Here is a 23,364-nt window from a genome sequence, read left to right as displayed (position 1 = left end):
CCATCATGACCGTGCGCTACGGGATCATCGGCTCGGGCATGATGGGCCAGGAGCATATCCGCAACCTTCGTGCCATCGATGGAACGGCAGTCACCGCCGTATCCGATCCGGATGACGACATGCGCCGGAAGGCGGCAGTAGCAGCCGGCGGAGCTGCCTCGTTCGCCACCCATGACGATCTGCTGAATTCCGGCCTGGTCGATGCCCTGGTCATTGCCAGCCCGAACCACACCCATGCGGCCATCCTCACGGACGTGCTGCACAGCGATCTTCCCATTCTCGTTGAAAAGCCCCTTTGCACGACCTCCGCCGATTGCAGGATGATCCGCCGTCATGTCGCCGGCCGGACCGCTCCGGTCTGGGTCGCCATGGAATACCGCTACATGCCGCCGGTCGCCCGTCTCATCGAGGAAGTGCGCAAGGGCACGGCCGGCCGGCCGCACATGGTGGCCATTCGCGAACACCGGTTCCCGTTCCTGCCCAAGGTCGGCAACTGGAACCGCTTCGCCCGCAACACGGGCGGCACACTGGTGGAGAAATGCTGTCACTTCTTCGACCTGATGCGCCTGATCCTGTCGGCCGAGCCGTCGCGGATCTATGCCTCGGGCGGTCAGGACGTGAACCATCTCGATGAGGACTATGGCGGAGAGAGACCGGACATCATCGACAATGCCTTCGTCGTCGTCGATTTCGACAACGGTTCGCGCGCCATGCTCGATCTTTGCATGTTCGCCGAGGCAAGTCGCGACCAGGAGGAAATCGCGGTGACGGGCGATCTCGGCAAGATCGAATGCGGCATCCCGTCATCCAGCTTCATCATCGGCAAGCGTGCGCCGGTCCATCGCATGGGAACCAGCCTGCCGCTTCAGCGCGAGACGATCGCGGTCGATCCGTCACTGCTTGAACTGGGGGACCATCACGGCGCCACCTATTACCAGCATCGGCGGTTCCTCGACATGATCCGCGGCAGGGGCAGACCCGAAGTGACGGTCGAGGACGGCAGCCGTGCGGTGGCCATGGGCGAAGCCGCCGAAAGGTCGATCCGGGAAGGTCGGCCAGTCAACCTTTGACAGTCTTCGACATGAAATGATGGCGCTCCGTCCTCGGCGCGTGCCGCACCGTCGGATGCAGCTGCTCGGCGACCAGGCCTGCGATCATCGACGCCTGTTGCTCGATACCAGCTTCCGGCGGCACCCTCAGCAGGGAAACCCTCTCGCGCCGCTCCAGCGCCCAGGCGTGAATGAGGTCGTCATGCACGACGGCAATGACCGGGAGGCGGCGGGCCATGCGTTCGAGAATCGGAAGGTTCCGGTCGGGCGCCGCATCGGGAAGGCTGGTATCGACCACGACGACATCGAAGGATTGCACGTCGAGTTCGGCCAGCGCGCTGTCGAGCAGCGATACCCAGGCCGTTTCCATGCTGATGGGGAAACGGCGATAGCACGCCTGGCGCCAACGGGGATCGTCGGAGACCAGAAGGACGCGTGCTGCTGCACTTCGCGAGACCATTGACGAACGTGGCGAGACTATTTCATGAGCGGAGTAAGTTGACATTTGGAACGCCTCGTCAGTTGGAGACGAATGCCATTCTCGCCATGTAGTCTTGATTTAGAGTTAAATTATCGGCGTCCCATCAAATTTTCGATAAAATCACCATGCACATCATTCCCCGACCAGAAGAAGGTCATCGGGATGAATGCCCACACGGCAGCGAAAGCCGGGCGCGGGGTCGTCGCGGTCGAGGCGATTGACGTTGTAGCGGCTGCAGGCCAGGCGCCTGCCGCTGTCGGTCCGCAGATAGACGAAGGAAAGGTCGCCATAATAGGCGATCTGCTCGATGGCCACATCGAGCATCACCTCGCCATCGACCGCTGCCGGCGTGGAGAAATCGAGACGCAGCTTTTCCGGGCGCACCATGAGAATGCCTTCTCTGGTGGAGGTGTCGGCGCGTTCGACGGTGATTTCCCCCAGATCGGCATTCGTCACCCGCGCGGTATTGCCGTCGATGGCCACCACGTCGCACTCGAAACCGTTCGACGCACCAATGAATTCCGCAACGAAGCGATGTCTCGGATGTTCGTAGAGTTCCCTTGGTGGAGCGATCTGCAGGATGCTCCCCTTGTTCATGACGGCGATGTGGTTCGCCATGCCGAGCGCTTCCTCCTGGTCGTGGGTGACGATGACGAAGGTGATCCCCACTTCCTGCTGCAACCGCCGCAGTTCGAACTGCATCTCCTCGCGCAGCTTCTTGTCCAGTGCCGACAGCGGCTCGTCGAGCAGCAGCAGCTTCGGTCGCTTGACCAGCGCCCGCGCCAACGCGACACGCTGGCGCTGACCGCCCGACAACTGGTCGGGACGCCGATCCTCCATGCCGTCGAGGCGAACCATGGCGACCGCCTCGTCGACCCGCCGCGCCACCTCGCCCGCGGCGACGCCGGTCACTTCGAGACCATAGGCGATATTCTTGCGTACGGTCATATGCGGAAACACGGCATAGGACTGGAAAACCATGTTCACCGGACGACGGTTCGGTGGCACCCTGCCCATGTCCTCGCTGTCAATGAGAATGCGGCCGGATGTGGGATGTTCGAAACCGCCAATCATCCGCAACAGGGTCGTTTTCCCGCATCCCGACGGCCCCAGCAGGGCGAAGAAGGACTTCTCGGGAATATCCAGACTCACATGATCGACCGCCCTGAACGTGCCGAAGCTCTTGGTGAGATCCTCGATCCGGACGATCATGCGACTTTCTCCGGCTTTTGCAGGCGCATCGCCACCACGGTGAGCAGAAGCGTGATCAGGATCAGCACCGTGGACGCGGCATTGACCTCCGGCGTCGCACCAAACCGGACCATTGAATAGACCTTGATCGGGAATGTCAGCGTATCGGGACCGCTGGTGAAGAAGGTGATCACGAAATCATCCAGCGACAGGGTCATCGCCAGCAATGCGCCTGCGACCAGTCCAGGCTTCATGTAGGGCACGGTGACGCGCCGGAAGGTCTGCCATTCCGATGCGCCCAGATCCTTCGACGCCTCCTCCAGCGAGCGGTCGAATCCCTCCATGCGCGCACGGACGACAACGGCGACGAAGGGAAAGCTGAAGACGACATGGCCTATGACGATGGGGCCGAGGTTGAACGGCCAGGGCAGATCGTTGGGCCAGCCGATGCGGTTGAACAGAACCAGCAACGACACACCCATGCAGATTTCCGGAATGACGATGGGCAATGCGTTGAGCCCTTCCAGCACGGACCGGCCGGGGAACCGGAAGCGCCACAAGCCCAGGGCGATCAATGCACCCATCGCGGTACTTACCGTCGTCGAGATGATCGCTATGAAGATACTGTTCGTGAATGCTTCAATCAGCGAACTGTTGGAAATCGCCTTGTAGTAATAATCGAGGGTGAAGCCGCGCCAGACGATGTTGCGCTTGCTGTCGTTGAAGCTGAACACGACGAGGATGACGATGGGCGCATAGAGGAAGACGAAGACGCAGAGCATCCAGATCCGCACCCACCACTGGCGGCCATAGTCGAGAACGCCCTTGCGCTCAGCCATCGCGTTCGCTCCAGCGCGCCCGGAGGATCAGCGCCGCGAAGGTGAGGTAGAGCAGGATGAACGACATGGCCGAGCCCAGTGGCAGGTTGTTGGCCGCCTTGAACTGTCGCTCGATCACATTGCCGATGAGCTCGCTGTGGGGTCCACCAAGCAGGTCGGAAATGAGGAAGGTCCCCAGAGCGGGAATGAATACCAGTATGATGCCCGAAACGATGCCCGGGGCGGCCAGCGGCACGGTGACGGACCAGAATGTGCGCCACTGGCTCGCGCCCAGATCGAGGCTGGCTTCGAGCAGGGAGCGGTCGAGGCGTTCCAGCGAGGCATAGAGCGGCAGCACCATGAAGGGCAGGTAGACATAGACGATACCGAAAACGACGGCTGTATTGCTGTAAAGCAATTCGACCGGCTGGAAGCGGGCACCGAGAAAGGCGTCCAGTCCCAATGGAGCCGCGATGGACTTTGCGCCCAGCCACAGATATTCGAGCCCATAATTCACATAGCCCTTGCTGCGCAACACGGCGATCAACGCATAGGTGCGGATCAGCAGATTGGTCCAGAATGGCAGGATCACCAACATGAGCAATAATGACTTGGTTGCCGGTGTGGCGAAGCTGATGGCAAGCGCAAGGGGAAAGCTGACAATGAGACAAAGAATGGTGGCGATTGCGGCAATCAGGAGCGTCTTGGCGAACAACCACAGATAGATCGAATCGAACGCCTTGATATAATTGCCGAATGTCCAGGTAATCTGGATGTCGACCGGTCCGGTCCGCTCGCCGAAACCCAGCACCCAGACCATCCCGAGAGGAACCAGGAAGAACAGCAACAACCAGATGAAGGCGGGCATCACGAAGCCCACAAAAACCCACGGTTGTTCACGCCAACTTTCCAAGTCCGGTTATCCCTCGGCGAGTCTCCTGCGACGAGATGAACGGTTCAACCGGGATTTGTCAATGCGGCCCGGCAAGCCGCATGGCCTCCCCTTCACTCTTCAAGCTCGCTGTCCCAGTAGAGGTAATCCCGCCAGCTTTCATGTAAAAAATTGGGAGGGAATGCCCGGCCGTTCTGCTGTAATTGCCAGGTTGTCGGCATCTCCGGGCGGTGCATCGGGTGCATGCCGCATTCCCCGGGCAACCGGTTGCTCTTGCGCAGGTTGCACCGGTTGCATGCCGTGACGATGTTGGTCCAGGACGTCCGCCCGCCACGGCTGCGCGGGATCAGATGATCGAAGGTCAGATCGGTCGCATGGAAAGGCTGCCTGCAATACTGGCAGGTGAACCGGTCGCGCAGGAACAGGTTGAAGCGCGTGAATGGCGGGCGGCGGCTTTGTGGAATATATTCTCTCAACGCCACCACACTCGGCAGGCACAATTCACTCCCCGGCGAACGAATGGTCCGGTCGTATAATGATACGACATCAACACGATCGAGAACGATCGCCTTGACCGATTCCTGCCAGTTCCAGAGAGACAGCGGGAAATAGCTCAATGGCTGGTAGTCGGCATTGAGCACCAGTGCGGGAAAGGCCGAAAGCGACAACGTATGACGCTCCGGCCTGTACATCAGGCTCTCGTACTCAGGAATATGAACACAGGAAATCTCAAGACCTCGCCCTCCACAGGCTATCCATTCACCAAATGGATGATATTGACAGGTAGAAAACTATACGAGTTCCATGACGCTTTCAAGACAGAGCCGGGCGGCAAGATTCCTCCCGTGCCGGAAGCCTGTCCCTTTGAAATGGTGCGGCCCCCGGATATGGGGTCACGGGGGCCGCTAACCGAGTGGCAGGGAGGTTACCACTCAGCCATCATACGCCTGCCGGTCGAACGCCTTACCGTCCTTGTCGAACAGATAGCAGGCTCCACTGGGAATACCGATCTGGATGGTGTCGCCGGGGCGCGTCGTGCTGTTGCCGGCGGACTTGACCGTCAGCGGCAGTTCCTGCCCCATGTCGACATAAAGGTAGGTTTCCGCCCCGAGATGCTCGACCGCCACGACCGGGCCGGAAATCTGGGCATCGCCGCCGCCGCCCTCGACAAGATGCTCGGGCCGGATTCCCAGTTCGTAGCCATTCCCCTTGACCGAGCCATGGGCGCGTATCGGAGCGGAGAGCGTCGCGCCGCCATGGGTGCGGATCTGGGCCCGATCACTCTCGGTGGCGACCAGTTCCGCCGGGAGGAAATTCATCTTCGGGCTGCCGATGAACCCGGCGACGAAACGGTTCTGCGGGTGATGATAGAGATCGAGAGGCGAGCCGAACTGCTGTACGTAGCCCGCCTCCAGCACGACGATCCGATCGGCCAGCGTCATGGCCTCGACCTGATCATGGGTCACGTAGATCATCGTCGCGTTGAGCGAGTGGTGCAGTTTGGCAATCTCGATACGCATCTGCACGCGCAAGGCGGCATCAAGATTGGACAGCGGCTCGTCGAACAGGAAGACCTTGGGATCGCGGGTGATCGCCCGGCCGATGGCGACACGCTGGCGCTGGCCTCCGGAAAGCTGCTTGGGCAGGCGTTCCAGCAGGTGTTCGAGCTGCAGGATACGGGCGGCATTCCGTACCTTCCCGTCAGCCTCACCGGGATCTGTCTTGGCCAGTTTGAGACCGAATGCCATATTCTCGTAGACCGTCATATGCGGATAGAGTGCATAGGACTGGAACACCATGGCGATGCCACGATCCGACGGAGCCAGCCTGTTCACGACCTTTCCGTCGATCGAAAGCTCACCCGAAGTGATGTCCTCCAGTCCGGCCACCAGCCGCAGGAGCGTCGACTTCCCGCATCCGGACGGACCGACGAACACGATGAACTCGTTGGACTTGATGTCGAGATCGACACCCTTGATGACATGCACATTGCCAAAGGACTTCTTGACGTTTTCGAGCTTTATTGCGGCCATGGCTCTCTCCCTCCCATCACACGATCCATCATGAGGCGTCGGTGATTCTTCCGAAAAACACACCATAAGGGGGCAAGCTCAGGCGATTGTCCTTGAACTCACCGGTTGCGGTCGGACATCCGGCATCCGCTGCAACGAGCTCGATCTCGTGGCAGCGATCCGTGTCCGTGATGTTGAAGGCGCTCAGGAGCGTCTCGCCCGGCGTGCGGCGGATGAAGGCGAGAATACCCCTGCCCGCATCGACGAACTCGATGTCGCCGGTGCGCAGGGCGTCATGCTCCCGCCGCCAGTGCAGGAATGTCCTGGTGACACCGAGGACCGAATGCGGGTCGGCCTCCTGCCGGTCCACGGCCATCGCCATGTTGACGGATCCCACGGGCAGCCACGGTGCGCCGGTCGTGAACCCGCCATGCTCGGACTGGGCCTTCCAGGGAATGGGGGTCCGGCAGCCATCGCGTCCCTTGCTGGCCGGCCAGAAGGTCTTGCCGACCGGATCGTGGATCTGGTCATAGGTGAGCTCCGTTTCCTCAAGCCCCAGTTCCTCGCCCTGATACAGACAGATGGAGCCGCGCAGGGAACACAGGAGTTGCGGGATCATCTTGCGCAACCGGTCATCCGGATGCGCGCCCCCGAAACGCGTTGCGGACCGGAAGCAATCGTGGTTCGAGAACGACCAGCAGGCCCAGCCATCGCCGAGAAACGCCTCCGCCTCCTCGATGTGCCCCCGGATCTCCGCGAGCTTGCAGGAAAGAAGCTGGAAGCTGTAGGCCATGTCGAGACCGCCGCCCGAGCTGTAGTCGCCCATGCGCTCAAGCGACGTGTCGCCGCTGATCTCGCCCAGCAGGCATGTCGCGCCATAGCGCTGCGAAAGCCTGAAGATCGGCTTGAAGAACATCTCCGACAGTTCGGGCCGGGCCTTGTTCCACAACTGGTACTGCATGTTGAAGGGGGTGGTGGCGCCGTGCTGGTCGGTCACCGGCGGTCGGGCAGGATTGTCCCGGAGTTCGGGATCATGGACGCCAAAATCGATGGCATCGATGCGAAACCCGTCGACACCGCGCTGGAGCCAGAACTCCGCCTGCGCCAACAGGGCCTCGATCACATCCGGATTGTGGAAATCGAGATCGGGCTGCTCCTTGAGAAAATTATGCAGATAGTACTGGCCACGTCTCGTGTCGAATTCCCAGGCGGGCCCTCCGAACACCGACATCCAGTTGTTGGGTGCCGTGCCGTCGGGCTTCGGATCGGCCCAGACATACCAGTCCGATTTGGGGTTGTCCCGCGAGGCGCGGCTCTCGGCGAACCACGGGTGCCGGATCGACGTGTGGCTCGGCACGAAGTCGATCATCACCTTGAGCCCGAGGCCGTGGGCCCGTGCCACCAGCTCGTCGAAATCCGCCAGCGTGCCGAACATCGGATCGACGTCGCGGTAATCCGACACGTCGTATCCGTAGTCGGCCTGCGGACTCCTCATGAAAGGGGATATCCAGATCGCATCCACACCGAGACTGGCGACATAATCCAGCCTGGAGGTGATGCCGGACAGATCGCCCACGCCGTCGCCATTGCTGTCGACGAAGCTGCGTGGATAGATCTGGTAGATCACGGCCCCCTTCCACCAGAGGTCGGACCGGGGCCCGACCCTGGGTGTCAGGTGAATGGAAGGTTCGAAGGTGAGCAAGATCTCAGCCTTTCACGGCACCAGCAGTCAGACCTGCAACGATCTTTCGCTGGAAAATCAGGACCAGAACGATCAGAGGCACGGTCACGATCACCGATGCGGCCATGATGGGACCCCAGGGAATCTCCTGATCCGATGCGCCGGAGAGCAATGCGATGGCGACCGGAACCGTCCGCTGGCTGTCGTTGGAGATGAAGGTCAGGGCAAACAGGAACTCGTTCCACGCCGCGATGAACGCCAGCAGGCCCGTCGTGACCAGTGCCGGCCACATGAGCGGCATGAACACCTGGAAGATGATGTTCCATGGTTTCGCACCATCGACGATCGCCGCCTCCTCCAGTTCAACCGGCAGGTCGCGCATGAAGGTGGTCAGCACCCAGACGGTGAATGGCAGGGTGAAGATCATGTAGGAGAGGATCAGGGCGAAGGGCGTGTTGTACAGGCCCAGGCCGCGGATCATCTCGAACAGGCCGGCCAGCACGGCCATCTGCGGGAACATCGACACCGAGAGAATGGTGAACAGCAGCACCGCGCGACCACGGAAGCGGACCCGAGCGAGGGCATAGGAGGCCGTGACGGCCAGCAGCAGCGAGATGATGACGGTCACCGATGCCACGAAGACCGAGTTCAGCAGGTTCCGGGCAAAGCTCCCCTGCGTCATCACCGTGAAATAGTTGTCCCAATTGAACGACACCGGCAGATAGTCGACCTTGAAGATCTGCGAGCCGGATTTGAACGAGGTGATGACGGCATAGTAGAAGGGGAACAGCGCGAACAGCGCTATCGCTATGATCAGCAGCCACAACCCGATGAAATGCAGGGGATTCCTGGTCATCATTTGTCTCCACCGAGATTGAGACGGCCGATCTTGATGTAGGCGATGGTGATCGTCGCGATAATCAGGAACAGCAGCGTCGATGCGGCCGAGCCGTAGGCGAAGTTGTCGAAGGCGAAGAGGTTTTCCTGGGCATAGACCGACATCGTCTTGGTCGATTCGGTACCTGGCGTCAGCACGTAGATCAGGTCGAAGATGCGCAGGCTGTCGAGCGCCCGGAAGATGACGGCCACCATGACCGCGGGACGGATGAGCGGCAGTGTCACCTTGAAGAAGGTCTTCACCGGATGGACGCCGTCGAGCTTCGCCGCCTCGTAGATGTCGCCCGGAACCATCTGCAGGCCGGCAAGGATGAGCAGTGCCATGAACGGCGTGGTCTTCCACACATCGACGATGATCACCGCGATCATTGCCGTGTCCGGCGAAGCCGTCCAGGCGATCGGCTGGCTGATGAGGCCGATCTTCATGAGGAGGTCATTGAGGATGCCGAACTGGTCGTTCATCATCCACGCCCACATCTTGGCCGAAACGATGGTGGGTATGGCCCACGGGACCAGGATCGCCGCCCGTATGAAGCCACGGCCGAAGAACTGGGCATTGAGGACAAGGGCGACGATCAGCCCAAGTGCCGTCTCCAGCGTGACCGAGATGATCGTGAAGTAGACCGTGTTCCAGACCGATCTCCACCAGGTCGGATCGGCAAGCAGACCGATCCACTCACCTTCGCCATCGCCATAGTCCAGATAGAAAAGGTAGTTTTCGAAACCGATCCACTGCGCGCTGTTGATGCTGGACAGCTTCGCGTCCGTGAAGCCCAGGTAGATCGTTCGCAGCAGCGGCCAGCCTGCCACGACGGCCAGGATGACCATCATCGGCAGCAGGAACAGCCACGCTGCCCGGACTTTTTCTTGGGTCAATTGCGATTGACCGGCCATGACTAACCCTCCCCAACGCTATCCGCCTCAGGCGATTTCATGATGGGCAGTGACGACGGGACGCACCGGCGCCCCGCCGTCACGCGCTATTGCGGTCGGACGACGCTTGCGGTCACCAGCCCGAACGGCGGATGCGCTTCAGCTTCTTTTCCAGGTCGGCGAGATTGTCGGCGCCGGAACCTTCTCCGGAAAGGGTCTTGTGGACGGCTGTCCAGAACTCCTGGCTGACCTGGTTGTAATTGCCCTTGGTCGGTGCCGAGGGACGCGGAACCGCCTGCTGGAAGATCGGCAACCACTTGCCGATGACAGGCTGCTCGGCGAGGATATCCTTGTCCTCATACAGGGATGCGATGGTCGGCAGACGCGACGAATTGATCGCGCGTTCCTTCTGCATCTCCGCCGAGGCCAGGAACTTGACCAGCTCGATGGAGGCTTCCTGCTCGTCGGAATAGCGCGAAACGGCAAGGTTCCAGCCGCCCAGCGTCGCCGCACTGCCGCCGTCATTATCGCCCGCCGGCAGCGGCACAACGTCGAACTTGTCCTTCACCGCGCTGTCGTCGCCATTGCTGAGCGCATAGGCATAAGGCCAGTTGCGCATGAAGACCGCATTCCCGGTCTGCCAGACACCGCGGCTGTCTTCCTCCTTGTAACCGAGGACGCCCTCGGGAGCGACCGACCCGATCCAGCTCCGGACACGATCGAGAGCGGCTGCGGCGTTCTCGTTGTTGATCGAGATCGTGCCATCGGCCTCGACGACCTGGCCGCCGCCGTTCGACTTCACCCATTCCAGCGCGTCGCAGGTCAGCCCCTCGTAGGCGGCCCCCTGAAAGACGAAACCGAACAGGTCGGCAGAACCCTCGCCTTCGACCACGGCTTTGGCCGTCTCCGCGAGCTCGTCCCAGGTCTTCGGCGGTTCCTTGCCGTGCTTTTCGAGAAGGTCCTTGCGGTAGTAGAGGGCAGGCGCGTCGGTGAAGATCGGCATCGCGACGAGACGGCCATCGACCGTCTGGCTTTCGATGATCGCCGGGAAGTGCTCGCCGGTCACATCGGCCGCCGCCTCGGTCAGGTCGACAAGATGCTCGGCCAGCTGCGGCGCCCAGATGACATCGGTGCGATAGACGTCAATGTCGGAATTCTGGGCGGAAAGCCACAGTCGATACTGGGAGAACTGGTCAGTGGTCGACGGGGGCATGGTCACGATTTCGACCGTGTTGCCCGTCTTCTCCTCGAAAATGTCGAGCTGGCGCCGGAGTTCCTCAATGTCATTGCCGACGGCACCGCTGACAACCGAAAGTTGGGCCGCGCCAGCTGATCCGGCAACGGCACCAAAGGCCATCAACGCAAGAAGGCTTGTGCGAAGCGAACCTTTCATGTTCCTCCCTTTCGCAACCTGTTTATATGTTCCAAAGCGCTTTGGAATGCATAGTAGCGTTTGTTCGCGTTGGCCACCCCATATTTTCACTCTCGGGATCGTTGGCGGATATTGCGGGGTGTCGTCCCGCACCGGCGGACTGCCCCGGACCGGAGAGCCGGATCCCGCCTCTCGCGACGTCATGTGACGATCGCCGCACTTCGCCATTGGACGGCAGTCCATGAAGCACACAGGTTTCAACCTTGGCAAAGTTCGCCCGAAACCGCGAATGTCGCAAACTCTTACATCAGGCAATTGCGATCACCGAAACGGTATCAATCGCTCAAGATGATTGAAAACTATTTATATTTACCTTATGATTGCTTTCTTTGAAAAACCCAAATAACTTGCGGCGTTATTCGCGACAAATCGGGCAATTCCACACCTTGTACATGACCGGAAGCTGCGTCGCTCCAGCATTGTGGAACGGAATACCCTTCCAGACATGTCGAATATTTTGACATATGGTAAATTTCCCGTGCAGCGGTCGGCCGTCCATCGTCATTCGACTTTTTCCCCGAACTGGCAGATATCCCGGACTGCGCAGTTCGGGCAGTCGGGTCTGCGCGCCTTGCACACATAGCGGCCGTGCAGGATCAGCCAGTGATGCGCGCCCTTGCGATAGGCTTCCGGGACGACCTCGAGGAGCCTGTCCTCGACCTCGCGCGCCGTCCTGCCGGGCGCCAGGCCGGTTCGGTTCCCCAGCCGGAAGATGTGGGTATCGACGGCGATCGTGGGTTCGCCGAACGCCTCGTTGAGCACGACATTGGCCGTCTTGCGCCCTACTCCCGGCAGGGCTTCGAGCGCTTCGCGCTCCCTGGGAACCACGCCGCCATGACGCTCCACGAGGATGCGGGAAAGCTCGATCAGGTTCCGGGCCTTGTTGCGGAAGAGCCCGATCGTCTTGATCAGGTCGCGAACTCTCTCCTCGCCCAGATCCACCATCGCCTGTGGCGTGTCCGCTTCGGCGAAAAGCCGCGCGGTGGCCTTGTTCACGCCAACATCAGTCGCCTGAGCCGACAGCATCACGGCCGCAAGCAGTGTAAAGGGATCACGATAGTGCAGCTCGGTACGCGGATTGGGATTGGTTTCGCACAATCGGGCAAAAAATCGCTCGACATCGACATTGCGCATGGTGTTGATTTCTCCGTTTTGCGGTTTCGACTTGGCGCGAGTGCCCCGCATCGCCATAGTGCCGCCGGCAGCCGCCCGACCACGGAAGACCGATCTTGATCGACCGTTCGACCACGCAGCATTTCGAGGCCATCCTCTACCCCAACCAGCCGGTTTCGCCACGAACCTTTGTGTTGCTGATGGGCGGGGTGAGTCTGGTCGTGTCAACGATGTCCCTGATCTTCATCTCCATGGGTGCATGGCCCATTTCGGGATTTCTCGGACTGGATGTCGTCCTGCTTTTCGTGGCATTCCGCTGGGCGCAAAGGGAAGCGCGGCGCCACCAGCGCGTCACGCTCGATGATGAAGGCCTTCACATCGAGGCCGTTGACGGTTCGGGTAATTCCCGAAGCTGGCGCCTTGAACCCTACTGGGCACGTGTCGAGATCGATCGCCCGCCCTCGCGCACGAGCCTTGTCGTCGTCAGCAGCCACGGCAATCACCTGCGTCTTGGACAGTTTCTGACACCGGAAGACCGGCTCGACTTCGCCGACGCGCTCATCGAGGCACTCGCGCGCTTCCGTTCCGGCACGCGCTGACCCCTTCCCGGGCACGCGAAATTCCGCCAGTCAACCGTCGAGTTTTTTTACGAAATCTCGATTGCACAGCTGTGCGTCGTCGATTTTTTTTCGCCGCAGACGCTTCCATATCGTCGAAGCAGGCAACTTCAAGCCTTCGTCGACCAGTTTGAAAATCATTATCAAAAGGCGACCATGCCATCGGTCGAAATTTTACGCTTAAGCTATGCTTATGGGTACAAAAAAGCGAATTTCAAAATAAATTGCGAGCTATCTAGGTTAAAATTCTACACAACACTATTCGATTTTATTGATATATAGATTCCATTTTTTCTATTTTTTCCTATTAATTATTTCACGTTCATTTCCATGACAATGTCTGGCCCGCATCTTGCAATTCACCATGTCGGGGGTGGGAATCCATTGATGGAAATCCCGGCCGGCATGGATCCAGTACAACTGCCGGATTGATCATCGAGCACCCGCCCTCGTTCGAAAAATGACAGGGATAGTAACCGGTGCAAAAGTCCGGGCGATCAGACCTTGGCGGCGGTGACGAGCTGGGCGAGTGGTGGGATTTCTGTCGTGTATGGTACGGCGAGTCGGTGGCCGAGGAGCTGGAAGAAGGAGACGTCGAGTTTCTGGCAGGTTTTCATGCAGCCGAGCAGGGTATCGCGTGCCTGACGGCCGGCATCGGACCAGGTGCCGCCGGAGATCTTGCGTTTGGTGACGTGGCAGCGGATGTCGTTTTCCGAGCCGTTGGTGTGCAGGGGGATTTCGGGTCGGTCGAGGACCAGGAGGAGTTCCGGTTTGCGGGCATGCAGGCGTGCGAGCAGGCGATCGAGGGTGGCGAAACCGGTCTTGCGCTTGAAGATGCGGTCGAAGCGGGCACGGAGCTGGGCAGCTCGCGACCTTTGCGGGGCTTGTTTGTAAGCCTTGAGATCGGCGTAGAACCACCAGACGAGCTGGCGGAGGAGATCGATGGCACGTCTTTGGCTTTCATTGAAGCCGACGAGCTTGTGGATCAGGCGCTCGGCATGAACCCAACAGAGTGCATGTTGGCCGACGCGGAACTGTCCGGCGCCATCGGAGACGATGACGGTATCGTTCAGCAGACCGTGGTGGTGGATGCTGCCCCACAGTGCGGCCTCGGTGGCGATTTTGACCGGGTCGGGGTGAACATCGAGTTGATCGATACCGAGTTCGCCCAGATGGGCCGAGAAGGCGCCGCGATCGGCGAATGTCCTGGTGTCATGCGCCTCCAGCCGGGCGATCACGGAGCCTGCCAGCGCATGTTTGCGCATGTAGCTGAAGGCGTCGTCATTGGGGCCTGTCAGGAATTTCGTGTACGGGCGATGATGATGGAAAGAGAGGAACCATCACATGCCAGCACGCAAGAAGCCTACGCAACGTGAGCGACTGATCGACCAGTTGCTTGTTGGGCAAGATCCCTCGACGCTGTTCGACAAGGGAGGATTGCTTGATGAGCTCAAACGGCAATTGGCCGAGCGGGCGTTGAACGCCGAGATGGATCATCACCTGGCTGGCGAAGCGAGCGAGGGGAAATCCAACAGCCGCAATGGCTACAGCTCCAAGACGGTGATCACGGACAGTGGCAAGTTCGGGATTGCGGTGCCACGTGACCGGTTATCGACCTTTGATCCGCAGCTCATCGCGAAATATCGCCGGCGACTGCCGGGCTTCGACGAAAAGATCATCTCGATGTACGCCCGCGGCATGACGGTCAGGGAGATCCGCGGTCATCTGGACGAGATTTATGGCGTTGACGTCTCCCCCGAGCTGATCAGTGCCGTGACCGACGACATCCTGGACGAGGTTGCCGAATGGCAGAACCGGCCGCTGGAAAGCCTTTATCCGCTGGTCTTTTTCGATGCCTTGAGGGTCAAGATCCGCGACGAGGGGATGGTCCGCAACAAGGCGGTCTATGTCGCGCTCGGCGTTCGGCTCGACGGCCAGAAGGAGATCCTCGGGCTCTGGATCGAACAGACAGAGGGCGCGAAATTCTGGCTGCGGGTGATGAACGAGCTGAAAAACCGGGGCATCGAGGATATCCTGATCGCGATCGTCGATGGCCTGAAGGGGTTTCCGGAGGCGATCACGGCCGTGTTCCCGCAGACCCAGGTCCAGACCTGCATCGTTCATCTGATCCGCAACTCATTGGATTTCGTCAGCTACAAGGACCGCCGGGCCGTCGCCGCCGAGCTGAAGACCGTCTACCGGGCCAAGGACGCCGACGCCGGAATGGCGGCGCTGGAGGCGTTCGATGCTGGAATTTGGGGGCAAAAATACCCGGCCATTGCCATGTCCTGGCGTCGCAACTGGCAGGCCGTCATTCCGTTCTTCGCCTTTGCCGACGACGTTCGCCGGATCATCTACACCACCAACGCGATCGAAGCCCTGAACAGCAAACTGCGACGCGCGGTGCGAACCCGTGGTCATTTCCCGAATGACGAGAGCGCCATGAAGCTGCTCTTCCTGGTCTTGAACCTGGCCGAAAAGGAGTGGAGAATGCCGCCACGCGAATGGGCCATGGCCAAGGCACAGTTCGCCATTCTCTTCGAAGACCGCCTCCGGGCCGCCTGAAAATCATGATCAATTCATCGCCCGTACACGAAATTCCTGACAGGCCCCGTCATTGAGGACATAACCGCCATGACCGGCGCGCAGCAGTTCGAGAAAATTCACCCGGCTCTTGGAAAACGTCGTCGCGAAGTGGGTGAAGCGGTCATCGCCGATCTGGGTGGTGAAGCCGTTTTTGGCGCCATGCCGGGCGCCGGTGTCATCGACGGTGATCCATTTCGCGCTCTCGAGACCGGCGCGGAACAGCTCCGTGGCCTCGTCATGCAAATCGCCTGGATCATTGTTCAACAGCCGGATGACCTGGCACTTGGAAATGACGATGCCGATCTCGTTCAGCATCGCCGTCAAGCGTTCCGTCGTGACCTGGCCCTGGACGTGCTGCAGAATGATGAACCGCACCAGTTCAGGCCCGAAATGCCCGCACAAGCCCTGGGGCAACGGCGCTGTCACCGTTCGCCCGTCCGGCGTCATCCAGCGCTCCTGGCGATAGCGGATCACCCGGCTCTCCAGCCGCAGATCCTGCACGACAAAATCCTCATACCCCTTGAACCGCGAGCCGGGCGGCGCCTCAACCCCGAGCTTCTGCTCCTCGCTCACCACAGGAACCCGCCGGCTGGCCTTCGACGAACCACCCCGCTTGCCCTTGCCGCCTCGCTTGCCTGTGGCCGTCGATGTTCCGGCCTTCGCTGCCATCCCCGACGGTTTGATCTTCGGCCGCCCTTTCAGCCCCTTGAGCCGGGCAATCTCATCCCGCAATGCTGCATTCTCCGCCTCCAGCAAAGCGACGCGCTCCAGCAGCGCCGCAACCAAATCGCGGAGATCATCAAGGCCGAGTGTGGCGAGGTTGGTGGCATTGGGCTTGGACATAACAAACTTGAATCACGTCCCATCGCTCTTGGGAATCGAGAACATATTCTTATTCCATGCGCGCAGATCAAGCCTCAAAAATCCAGTCCGCCCGGACTTTTGCACCGGTTACCAGGGATAGAGGGAACAGATTGATGGCGGCGTCAGATTCCGGCCCACTCGGGCCTGCGGGTACACGCTATTCTCTGCCGATCAGCAAGCTCCGTGGCGTGCCGCAGCGGGCACGCGTGGTGCTGAAGGCTCGACGCATCACCAGCTGCGGCCAGCTTCTCGATGCGGCGGGAACGGCCGACAAGCGGGCACAGCTGGCAAGAATGACCAATCTCGACCTCGATCTGCTGACCACGCTGGTCCAGCGGGCCGACATGTCGCGGGTCAACGGCATCGGCGCTGTCTTCGGCCTGATGCTTGAAGATCTGGGCGTGCGCGACGTCCAGTCGCTGGCCGCGCAAGACCCCGCCCGCCTGCACGACGAGTTGCGGGCCTACAATCAGGAGGAACGTCTCGCCCGACGGTCTCCCACTTCCGAAGAAGTTCTCGACTGGGTCAACCAGGCAAGGGAGATCACGCCTCTCGTCGACTACTGAGCTCGAGGACGTCGATCATGCCATAGAGCCCGGGCGGCTGCGAGGCCGCCCACCGCGCCGCACGCACGGCACCACGGGAATAGATCTCTCGACTGGATGCCTTGTGCGTCAGCTCGATCCGCTCGCCGTCACCCGCAAACAGGACCGTGTGGTCGCCGATGACATCGCCGCCACGCATGGCCGCAAAGCCGATATGGCCACTTTGGCGCGCGCCGGTCAGACCGTCGCGGCCACGGTCGGCGATTTCGGCGAGATCCACGCCCCGGCCCCTGGCCGCCGCTTCACCGAGTGCGAGGGCCGTCCCGGACGGCGCATCCACCTTGTGTCGATGGTGCGCTTCGACGATCTCGATGTCGAACGAAGGGTCGAGGGCGCGGGCAACCTGTTCGACCAGCCCCAGCAGCAGGCTGACCCCCTGGCTCATGTTCGCCGCCCAGACGACGGGGATGCGCTGTCCGCACTCGGCCAGCACCGCCTGATGTGCCGCGGTCAATCCCGTCGTTCCGATGACGTGGGCGCAACCCGCATCAGCACAGCGTTGCGCATTGGCGACGCTCGCGTCCGGTGTGGAAAATTCGATGACCACATGCGCCGCTGTCAACAGCGAGCCGATGTCCGTACCGGCCTTGATACCGAGGGGATCTCGCCCCGCCAGCTCGCCCAGATCCCCACCGATCACCGGATTGCCGGGAAGTTCGATCCCGCCGACGAGCTCAAGCCCTTCGGTGGACAGGATTTCCGCCATGTTGGCCCTGCCCATCCGACCGCCACAACCGATCACTCCAACCCGCAACATCGCGCGCCTCCCCGTTTTTTGCCGCTGCTCCGACGCGACGCTGTTAGCTGCTGTACCGGTGGCCCGCAAGCTTGCATGCCGGGTCCAGCCGATGCACGATCGTGGTGTCGGCCCGCGCGGCCGGACGTTCTGACCGGAGGAAGCCCGATGAGCCTGCCCGAACGCATGAGCGCAAGCCTGCCCGTCCAGATGCGGCCGCATGACATCGGCGATGGCGCGACAGGGCTCGTCGTCGTCGATGAGGTCAACGGCTTCTGCCGGGTCGGTGGCGGAAATCTCGCGCCACAAGCAGCGGACGAGCAGATCAGCCGCATGATCGCGATGACCGGAGACATCGCCCGCCGTTTTACCGATCGCCGGTGGCCGATCCTGGCCTTCCTCGACACCCACGAGCCCGACCGCCCCGAACCGCCCTATCCGCCCCATTGCATCAAGGGCACCGGTGAGGAAGAACTGGTGGATGAACTCGCCTGGCTCGCGGGCCATCACGATGTGACACTGATCCGCAAGGACTGCATCAATGGCTTTGTCGGCGCCATCGAGCCCACCTTCAAGGCGCATGGAACAAGCCACAATCGCTGTATCGACTGGGTCAACGCCCACCGTCTGCAGACGATCGTCACCGTCGGCATCTGTACGGACATCTGCGTCATGGACTTCGTCCTGACCATGCTGTCCGCACGCAATCATGCGCTGATGCCGACATTGCGCGATATCGTCGTGCTTGAGCCGGCCTGTGCCACCTACGACCTGCCGCTCGAGGTCGCACGGAACCTCGGCCTGCCCGACACCGCTGCCCATCCCAAGGCCGAGACGCATCACATGGGGCTCTATTTCATGGCTTCGCGCGGAGCCATTCTCGCCAGCGAGCTTCAGGGGCTGTAGCCATATCGCCGGGGTCTCAGCCCCTGGTGAAACCAGCGGATGAAGCTGACCATGTCGAAGACCGGCAGTCGGGTCATGTCGGCAACCGCGTCACTGTAGGGGCACATGTTGGTACATTCGAGCAACATCGCGCCGATGTTCTCATGCTCACCCACGAGCCGGCGGGCCGCCTCGAGCACGTCCTCGCAGGCGCGATCCGTATCCAGTTCGGGAAGATCGCCGAAAATCACCGCATTGAAGTGACAATCCGGCCGGGTGCCGACGACCGGTGCATCGAGCGGAATTCCTGCGCTCCGGAGATGATCGTCACTGAGCGTATCACTCGAAATGGTGATGATCCCCACCCGTTTTCCCGGTGGCAGCATCGACTGGATCAGGCGATACTGCATCAGGCTGGATGATGCGACCGGGACATCGAGGGCTGCCGCCAGTTCGCCCTGGAACAGGGCCAGAAAGCCGCAATTGGTGGCAATGCCATCCGCCCCCATCGCGACCAGTTCGCGGGCACCGTCGATGAACGCGTCCAGCAATCCCTCGGCGCGCCGGCGCACGACACGATCGGGCGATGCATCGCGAACGACCTTGTAGTGCACCGGAAAATCGAAGGTGCACGCGTTGCCGACTTCGCCCACCACCCGGGGGAACCGGGCCTGCAACATGAGGATGCCGACCGCCGCGCCTGCCACGGCTGGCCCGCCACGGGCTATCATGGCTCCCTCCTGATCGACATCTCGTCGATGCGCCGGCTCATGCCGAGCATCGTTTCCTTGTGAACCGCCCCGCGCACCGTCATGCCGTCGGCAAGATCGACCAGCAGTTCTCCCCGCCGCTCGATCGTCATGTTGCGGGCAATCGCGTGAAACTGCTCCAGCAGGTCGCCGCGCATGTCCTCCGACGCGCGCTCCTCGATCATCCGGCCGAAATCGTGGATGAAGCTCTCGACCGCATCCGGCGCGAAGCTCTCGTTCCAGCGTATCGTCACCAGTCCCTTCTCCGGATCGAGATCGACGGCCTTGAGTTCGCCCGCCAGGGCCAGCGGCGGACCGCCAAGCGGGCTTGGCTCCTCACGCGAATAGATGACCGCCCGATCGAGCTTGAGCGACATGTTGAAGGCATAGGTCGCCAGCGACGCTTCGGGAAGCAGCTGGAATCCCAGCTGTGATGCAGGCTGGCTGATGAGCATCTGCTGGATGTCGACGATCAGCTTGCGGGCGCCCTCGATCTGGGTATCGGTGGCGCCGTCGTCCTTCATCGTTGCCGTGACCCTGTCGATCATCCGCCCGGTACCGGCGTCGAGCCTGTCGCGCAGGCGCTCGAAATTGGTGATCTCGATCATCGAGCCCGCCGGATCGGTCCAGTAGACCACGGGAAAATCCGTCAGCTGGGCCGTCAGCTGGGAAGTGATGTTCTCGACATCGAGGTCGGCGCTGCCCGCGATGGTCACCTGTTCGAGCGTCCAGCTGAACTGCAAACCGTCGGGACGCTCCCTGACCACGTCCAGCGACGCACTGGCCTGCGCATCCCGCACGTCGCTCATGCCATCGATGACGAGGTTCCGCGACCGCTCGACGACATAGTGGTAGTGCGCGCCGACCGTCGGGCGACCGCTGACATGAATGATCCCGGGTTCGCCGCAGGTCGCCCAGCGGGGTGTCATCAGGACCGAGAGCCCGATGGCCAGGCCGAAGGTCGAGCGTCTCGCGACCATCGTGCTCCCGATCCGCAACTGCTTCATCAACGCCCACTCCCAATGGCCCCGATCCGCCCGGGCTCACGTGCCGATGGTTTAGAGATCGCACGGACAGCCTGCAATGGCAGCAACCGGTTAACACCCATACGTACCCAAGGGCTTGGCAATAAACACTTTAGCACCACCTCCCACGGGTGATCGGCTATTCCTGCAGGTGACGTTCATGCCAACGCCCGTGAACGCCTGTCGGATCGAACGGCGGCCGTCTCGATGGTCCTGCATCCGGCGATGTCATGACGAGGATGGAGAAAAAAATGGTCGCCGGTGAAGCCAGGACGATCCTCGAAGCCATGATGATGCTGTTTGCGGTTCACAACCCGGATCCCGCGGCATTCGAGAAACAGGTCACCTGCATGGCCCGCAATATCTGGTTCGAAGCCCGCGGCAGTGCCTTTGCCGACAAGCTGGCCGTGGGCCAGGTCGTGCTGAACCGGGTCGCCGACCCGCGATATGATGATACACCGTGCAAGGTCATCTGGGATGCCCATCAGTTTTCGTGGACCCACGATGGTCTTTCCGACAATGTCCGGATCCGCAATGCCATCGACCGTCAGGCCTGGACCGACTCGGTGCTGGCAGCCCTGACAGCAACCACCCTTCCCGACCTGACCGGCGGCGCCACCAGCTTTCATGCCGTCACCATAAGCCCGAGCTGGAGCAATTCCATGCATCGCGTAGCCCAGTATGGCGGCCATGTCTACTATACCAGTGTCAGGTCGATCGAGCCCGAATGGACGATCGAACCGGCAGCCAGGCCCCAGCCTCCCCTTCCGGTCAGCCCGAGGCAGCAGGTCGAGGCCCTGGATGGCCTCGACGCATTCTGGACGGCCATTGACCTTGCCGGGCCCGGCTCGCTGGGGAACATCATTCCCGTCTCCCGACCGGAATCCCGTTTCGACAACCTCCTCCCCATCGACCTGCCCTGACCGGCTCCCGACGGCAATCGGCTGCTGCTCCACGCATTGTGGCAGGCATCCCCGACGGGATTCGCCTTGCCCGCAGCCACGCAACCGAAACAATGCGGCATCGCAATATCAAGACTTGACGAATTTCCCATCATGACTGGGTACGGGAGAATGTTCCCTGCATTCATGACCTCATGTGCATCCTGTCCCTTGCACATCGATTCGCCAAAGCCGGCGCGGTGATAAAACACTCATATATTCTCAATACTTGAATATCCTGTAGAAAAAGATCGCAATGGACTGTACCTGCATGACTCGTCCCCTCCGAGGAGAGCTTTCACACATGAAAGGACTATGGCCACTTCATGAATATATCGCGTCGCAGCAAAATTCATATTGCAGCGCATCAGAAGCTGGAGTAGAAGGAGTTTGTATTTTTCGAACGTCTGACAGGAGTTCCCTCCATGACCACCAAGCCTGCGGCCACCGTCGCACAGACCCTTCCCAAGTTCGACTTCGAAGCGGTCATCGCCCTTCAGAAGGCCAATCTGGAGACCATGGTTACCGCCCAGAAGATCCTCTTCGACCTCGCCCAGACAGTCGCCAAGCGCCAGGGCGAGATGCTCAAGGAGACCTTCTCCAAGGGCGAGAATCTCTTCCAGGGCTTCGATGCGAAGAAGCAGCCCGCGGAGTACATGGACGAGGCCCGCGCCGTGATGGAAAAGGCCATGGTTGACGTCAAGGAGACGATCGACCTGAGCATGAAGGCGCAGAACGAGGTGGTCGACCTGCTGGTCAAGCGCGCCACCAAGAATCTTGAGGATGTCAAGACCCTCGCCGCCTGATCTTTGGGGTCGTCGCGGCGACCGGTGACTACGGCCCTGCCTCGTCGAGCGGGGCCGTTTTCGCATCCGATCATGCGCGCATTCACATCGCGGCACTCGGCAATTCGGCGACACGCTGCTAGGCTCTTGCGCAGGTTGAACAATCGGGGCCGCAAGAGATGCGTGACGACGACCGCGAACGATATGCCCTGCCGAGTGCGCGGGAAGATGCGAAACGCGCCGCGGCGACGCGCCAGACCGCGCAGACCCGTTCGCAATCCTATCCGCTCGCCTTCGCGGACACTGACTTCCTCCTTCGCGAGGAGCTTCGGCCCGTCCGCTTGCAGCTCGAACTGCTCAAGCCGGAAATGGGCTTGCAGGAGCATCAGATCGAATCGACGATCGTCGTTTTCGGGAGTGCGCGCAATCGTCAGCCCGAGGAAGCCGGAAAGCTTCTCGAAGAGGCCGAGGCAGCACTCCGGGCCGATCCCGACAATGAGGAGCTTGCAGCCCGGCTACGCGAGGCCAGCCGCATCGCCCGCCATGCCAACTACTACGCCGAGGCCCGGCGTTTCGCCCAGATCGTGTCGAAAGCGGGGCAGAACAGCGAGAGGCGGCGCGCCGTCATCGTTACCGGAGGCGGGCCGGGAATCATGGAAGCCGCCAATCGCGGCGCCGCCGATGTCGGTGCGCTGAGTATCGGCCACAACATCACCCTGCCGCATGAGCAGGCCCCCAACGAATACATCACGCCCGAACTGTGCTTCCAGTTCCACTATTTTGCCATTCGCAAGATGCACCTGATGATGCGGGCCCTGGCGCTCATCGTCTTTCCGGGCGGTTTCGGCACGCTGGATGAACTGTTCGAGTGCCTTTGCCTGATCCAGACCGGCAAGGCGCGGCCCATGCCGGTCCTGCTGTTCGACCGGGAGTACTGGACAAAGATCATCAATTTCGATGCGTTGGTTGAAGAGGGTGTCATCGGTGTGCGGGATACCGGGATCTTCACCTATGTCGAGAGTGCCGAAGACGCCTGGAACGTGATCCGCGAGCACTATGCCTATTCGGACCTGCTCCCGAGCGATTGCGACGGTCCGACCGACGGAGCCCCGCAGACATCCCGCTGAACGCC

At 61.0% G+C, this 23,364-nt stretch carries 24 protein-coding genes; 8 read left to right on the top strand and 16 right to left on the bottom strand.

The annotated features are described in order from the left end of the window. Positions 1–5: 5 nt before the first annotated feature. Positions 6–1,070, top strand: a complete 1,065-nt coding sequence (locus tag H6851_10295) for a Gfo/Idh/MocA family oxidoreductase (protein ID MCB9943997.1) — start codon at positions 6–8, stop codon at positions 1,068–1,070. Here the strand turns inward: H6851_10295 and H6851_10290 are convergent. The 11 genes from H6851_10290 to nth form a co-directional block, all read right to left on the bottom strand. Then, positions 1,060–1,554 carry a hypothetical protein gene (locus tag H6851_10290; GenBank protein MCB9943996.1) on the bottom strand — a complete coding sequence of 165 codons (495 nt, stop codon included), beginning with the start codon at positions 1,552–1,554 and terminating at the stop codon, positions 1,060–1,062. The two genes, H6851_10295 and H6851_10290, sit on opposite strands and share 11 nt — an antisense overlap. 108 nt (positions 1,555–1,662) lie before the next feature. Next, complete coding sequence (locus H6851_10285) at positions 1,663–2,742, bottom strand: ABC transporter ATP-binding protein (GenBank protein MCB9943995.1); 1,080 nt, start codon at positions 2,740–2,742, stop codon at positions 1,663–1,665. Continuing rightward, on the bottom strand, positions 2,739–3,560 hold the full coding sequence (locus H6851_10280; GenBank protein MCB9943994.1) for an ABC transporter permease: 822 nt from the start codon (positions 3,558–3,560) through the stop codon (positions 2,739–2,741). The genes H6851_10285 and H6851_10280 overlap by 4 nt, the downstream gene beginning before the upstream one ends. Beyond that, positions 3,553–4,407 (bottom strand): ABC transporter permease, encoded by an 855-nt coding sequence (locus H6851_10275; protein MCB9943993.1) that lies wholly within the window; start codon positions 4,405–4,407, stop codon positions 3,553–3,555. The genes H6851_10280 and H6851_10275 overlap by 8 nt, the downstream gene beginning before the upstream one ends. Before the next feature lie 137 nt (positions 4,408–4,544). Next, positions 4,545–5,123, bottom strand: a complete 579-nt coding sequence (locus H6851_10270) for an HNH endonuclease (protein ID MCB9943992.1) — start codon at positions 5,121–5,123, stop codon at positions 4,545–4,547. Between the two features lie 240 nt (positions 5,124–5,363). Then, a complete protein-coding gene (gene ugpC / locus H6851_10265; protein ID MCB9943991.1) occupies positions 5,364–6,464 on the bottom strand; it encodes a sn-glycerol-3-phosphate ABC transporter ATP-binding protein UgpC in 1,101 nt (366 codons plus the stop codon). Between the two features lie 28 nt (positions 6,465–6,492). Next, positions 6,493–8,118: an alpha-glucosidase gene (locus H6851_10260; protein ID MCB9943990.1), complete on the bottom strand. Its 1,626-nt coding sequence runs from the start codon at positions 8,116–8,118 to the stop codon at positions 6,493–6,495. A 31-nt stretch (positions 8,119–8,149) separates the two neighbouring features. After that, positions 8,150–8,980 (bottom strand): carbohydrate ABC transporter permease, encoded by an 831-nt coding sequence (locus tag H6851_10255; protein ID MCB9943989.1) that lies wholly within the window; start codon positions 8,978–8,980, stop codon positions 8,150–8,152. Next, positions 8,980–9,915: a sugar ABC transporter permease gene (locus H6851_10250; protein ID MCB9943988.1), complete on the bottom strand. Its 936-nt coding sequence runs from the start codon at positions 9,913–9,915 to the stop codon at positions 8,980–8,982. The genes H6851_10255 and H6851_10250 overlap by 1 nt, the downstream gene beginning before the upstream one ends. A gap of 112 nt (positions 9,916–10,027) precedes the next feature. After that, the gene (locus H6851_10245) at positions 10,028–11,287 is read right to left on the bottom strand and encodes an ABC transporter substrate-binding protein (protein ID MCB9943987.1); all 1,260 of its coding nucleotides are present in this window, start codon (positions 11,285–11,287) and stop codon (positions 10,028–10,030) included. Between the two features lie 540 nt (positions 11,288–11,827). After that, positions 11,828–12,460: an endonuclease III gene (nth, locus tag H6851_10240; GenBank protein MCB9943986.1), complete on the bottom strand. Its 633-nt coding sequence runs from the start codon at positions 12,458–12,460 to the stop codon at positions 11,828–11,830. Positions 12,461–12,555: 95 nt separating this feature from the next. On the opposite strand from nth, the gene H6851_10235 reads away from it, so the two are divergent. Then, positions 12,556–13,038: a DUF2244 domain-containing protein gene (locus tag H6851_10235; GenBank protein ID MCB9943985.1), complete on the top strand. Its 483-nt coding sequence runs from the start codon at positions 12,556–12,558 to the stop codon at positions 13,036–13,038. Positions 13,039–13,553: 515 nt separating this feature from the next. On the opposite strand, the gene H6851_10230 is transcribed toward H6851_10235, so the two are convergent. After that, complete coding sequence (locus H6851_10230; GenBank protein MCB9943984.1) at positions 13,554–14,321, bottom strand: transposase; 768 nt, start codon at positions 14,319–14,321, stop codon at positions 13,554–13,556. A 79-nt stretch (positions 14,322–14,400) separates the two neighbouring features. On the opposite strand from H6851_10230, the gene H6851_10225 reads away from it, so the two are divergent. Continuing rightward, entirely contained in the window at positions 14,401–15,621 is a 1,221-nt protein-coding gene (locus H6851_10225; protein MCB9943983.1) for an IS256 family transposase, read from the top strand. A 9-nt stretch (positions 15,622–15,630) separates the two neighbouring features. Here the strand turns inward: H6851_10225 and H6851_10220 are convergent, their stop codons facing one another. Further along, a complete protein-coding gene (locus H6851_10220; GenBank protein MCB9943982.1) occupies positions 15,631–16,485 on the bottom strand; it encodes a transposase in 855 nt (284 codons plus the stop codon). Between the two features lie 134 nt (positions 16,486–16,619). Between H6851_10220 and H6851_10215 the strand changes: the two genes are divergently transcribed. Continuing rightward, positions 16,620–17,072 (top strand): DUF4332 domain-containing protein, encoded by a 453-nt coding sequence (locus H6851_10215; GenBank protein ID MCB9943981.1) that lies wholly within the window; start codon positions 16,620–16,622, stop codon positions 17,070–17,072. On the opposite strand, the gene H6851_10210 is transcribed toward H6851_10215, so the two are convergent. Beyond that, on the bottom strand, positions 17,050–17,865 hold the full coding sequence (locus H6851_10210) for a 4-hydroxy-tetrahydrodipicolinate reductase (GenBank protein ID MCB9943980.1): 816 nt from the start codon (positions 17,863–17,865) through the stop codon (positions 17,050–17,052). The genes H6851_10215 and H6851_10210 overlap by 23 nt on opposite strands. A 150-nt stretch (positions 17,866–18,015) precedes the next feature. Here H6851_10210 and H6851_10205 point away from each other — a divergent pair, with 150 nt between their 5' ends. Continuing rightward, the gene (locus H6851_10205) at positions 18,016–18,753 is read left to right on the top strand and encodes an isochorismatase family protein (protein MCB9943979.1); all 738 of its coding nucleotides are present in this window, start codon (positions 18,016–18,018) and stop codon (positions 18,751–18,753) included. Here the strand turns inward: H6851_10205 and H6851_10200 are convergent. Both H6851_10200 and H6851_10195 read right to left on the bottom strand, forming a co-directional pair. Next, on the bottom strand, positions 18,741–19,463 hold the full coding sequence (locus H6851_10200; GenBank protein ID MCB9943978.1) for an aspartate/glutamate racemase family protein: 723 nt from the start codon (positions 19,461–19,463) through the stop codon (positions 18,741–18,743). The genes H6851_10205 and H6851_10200 overlap by 13 nt on opposite strands. Beyond that, the gene (locus H6851_10195) at positions 19,460–20,488 is read right to left on the bottom strand and encodes a hypothetical protein (protein ID MCB9943977.1); all 1,029 of its coding nucleotides are present in this window, start codon (positions 20,486–20,488) and stop codon (positions 19,460–19,462) included. Before H6851_10195 ends, H6851_10200 begins: the two co-directional genes overlap by 4 nt. A 269-nt stretch (positions 20,489–20,757) precedes the next feature. Here H6851_10195 and H6851_10190 point away from each other — a divergent pair, with 269 nt between their 5' ends. The 3 genes from H6851_10190 to H6851_10180 all read left to right on the top strand — a co-directional run bounded on the left by H6851_10190 (position 20,758) and on the right by H6851_10180 (position 23,359). Next, positions 20,758–21,429: a cell wall hydrolase gene (locus H6851_10190; protein MCB9943976.1), complete on the top strand. Its 672-nt coding sequence runs from the start codon at positions 20,758–20,760 to the stop codon at positions 21,427–21,429. Between the two features lie 443 nt (positions 21,430–21,872). Next, on the top strand, positions 21,873–22,253 hold the full coding sequence (locus H6851_10185) for a phasin family protein (GenBank protein MCB9943975.1): 381 nt from the start codon (positions 21,873–21,875) through the stop codon (positions 22,251–22,253). Between the two features lie 158 nt (positions 22,254–22,411). Continuing rightward, positions 22,412–23,359: a TIGR00730 family Rossman fold protein gene (locus tag H6851_10180; protein ID MCB9943974.1), complete on the top strand. Its 948-nt coding sequence runs from the start codon at positions 22,412–22,414 to the stop codon at positions 23,357–23,359. Positions 23,360–23,364: the final 5 nt, after the last annotated feature.

Source organism: Geminicoccaceae bacterium, from assembly GCA_020638465.1.
In the GTDB taxonomy this organism is placed as follows: domain Bacteria; phylum Pseudomonadota; class Alphaproteobacteria; order Geminicoccales; family Geminicoccaceae; genus JAGREO01.
Note: the sequence above shows the minus strand (reverse complement) of the source record. Positions and strands in the feature narration are given on the sequence as shown.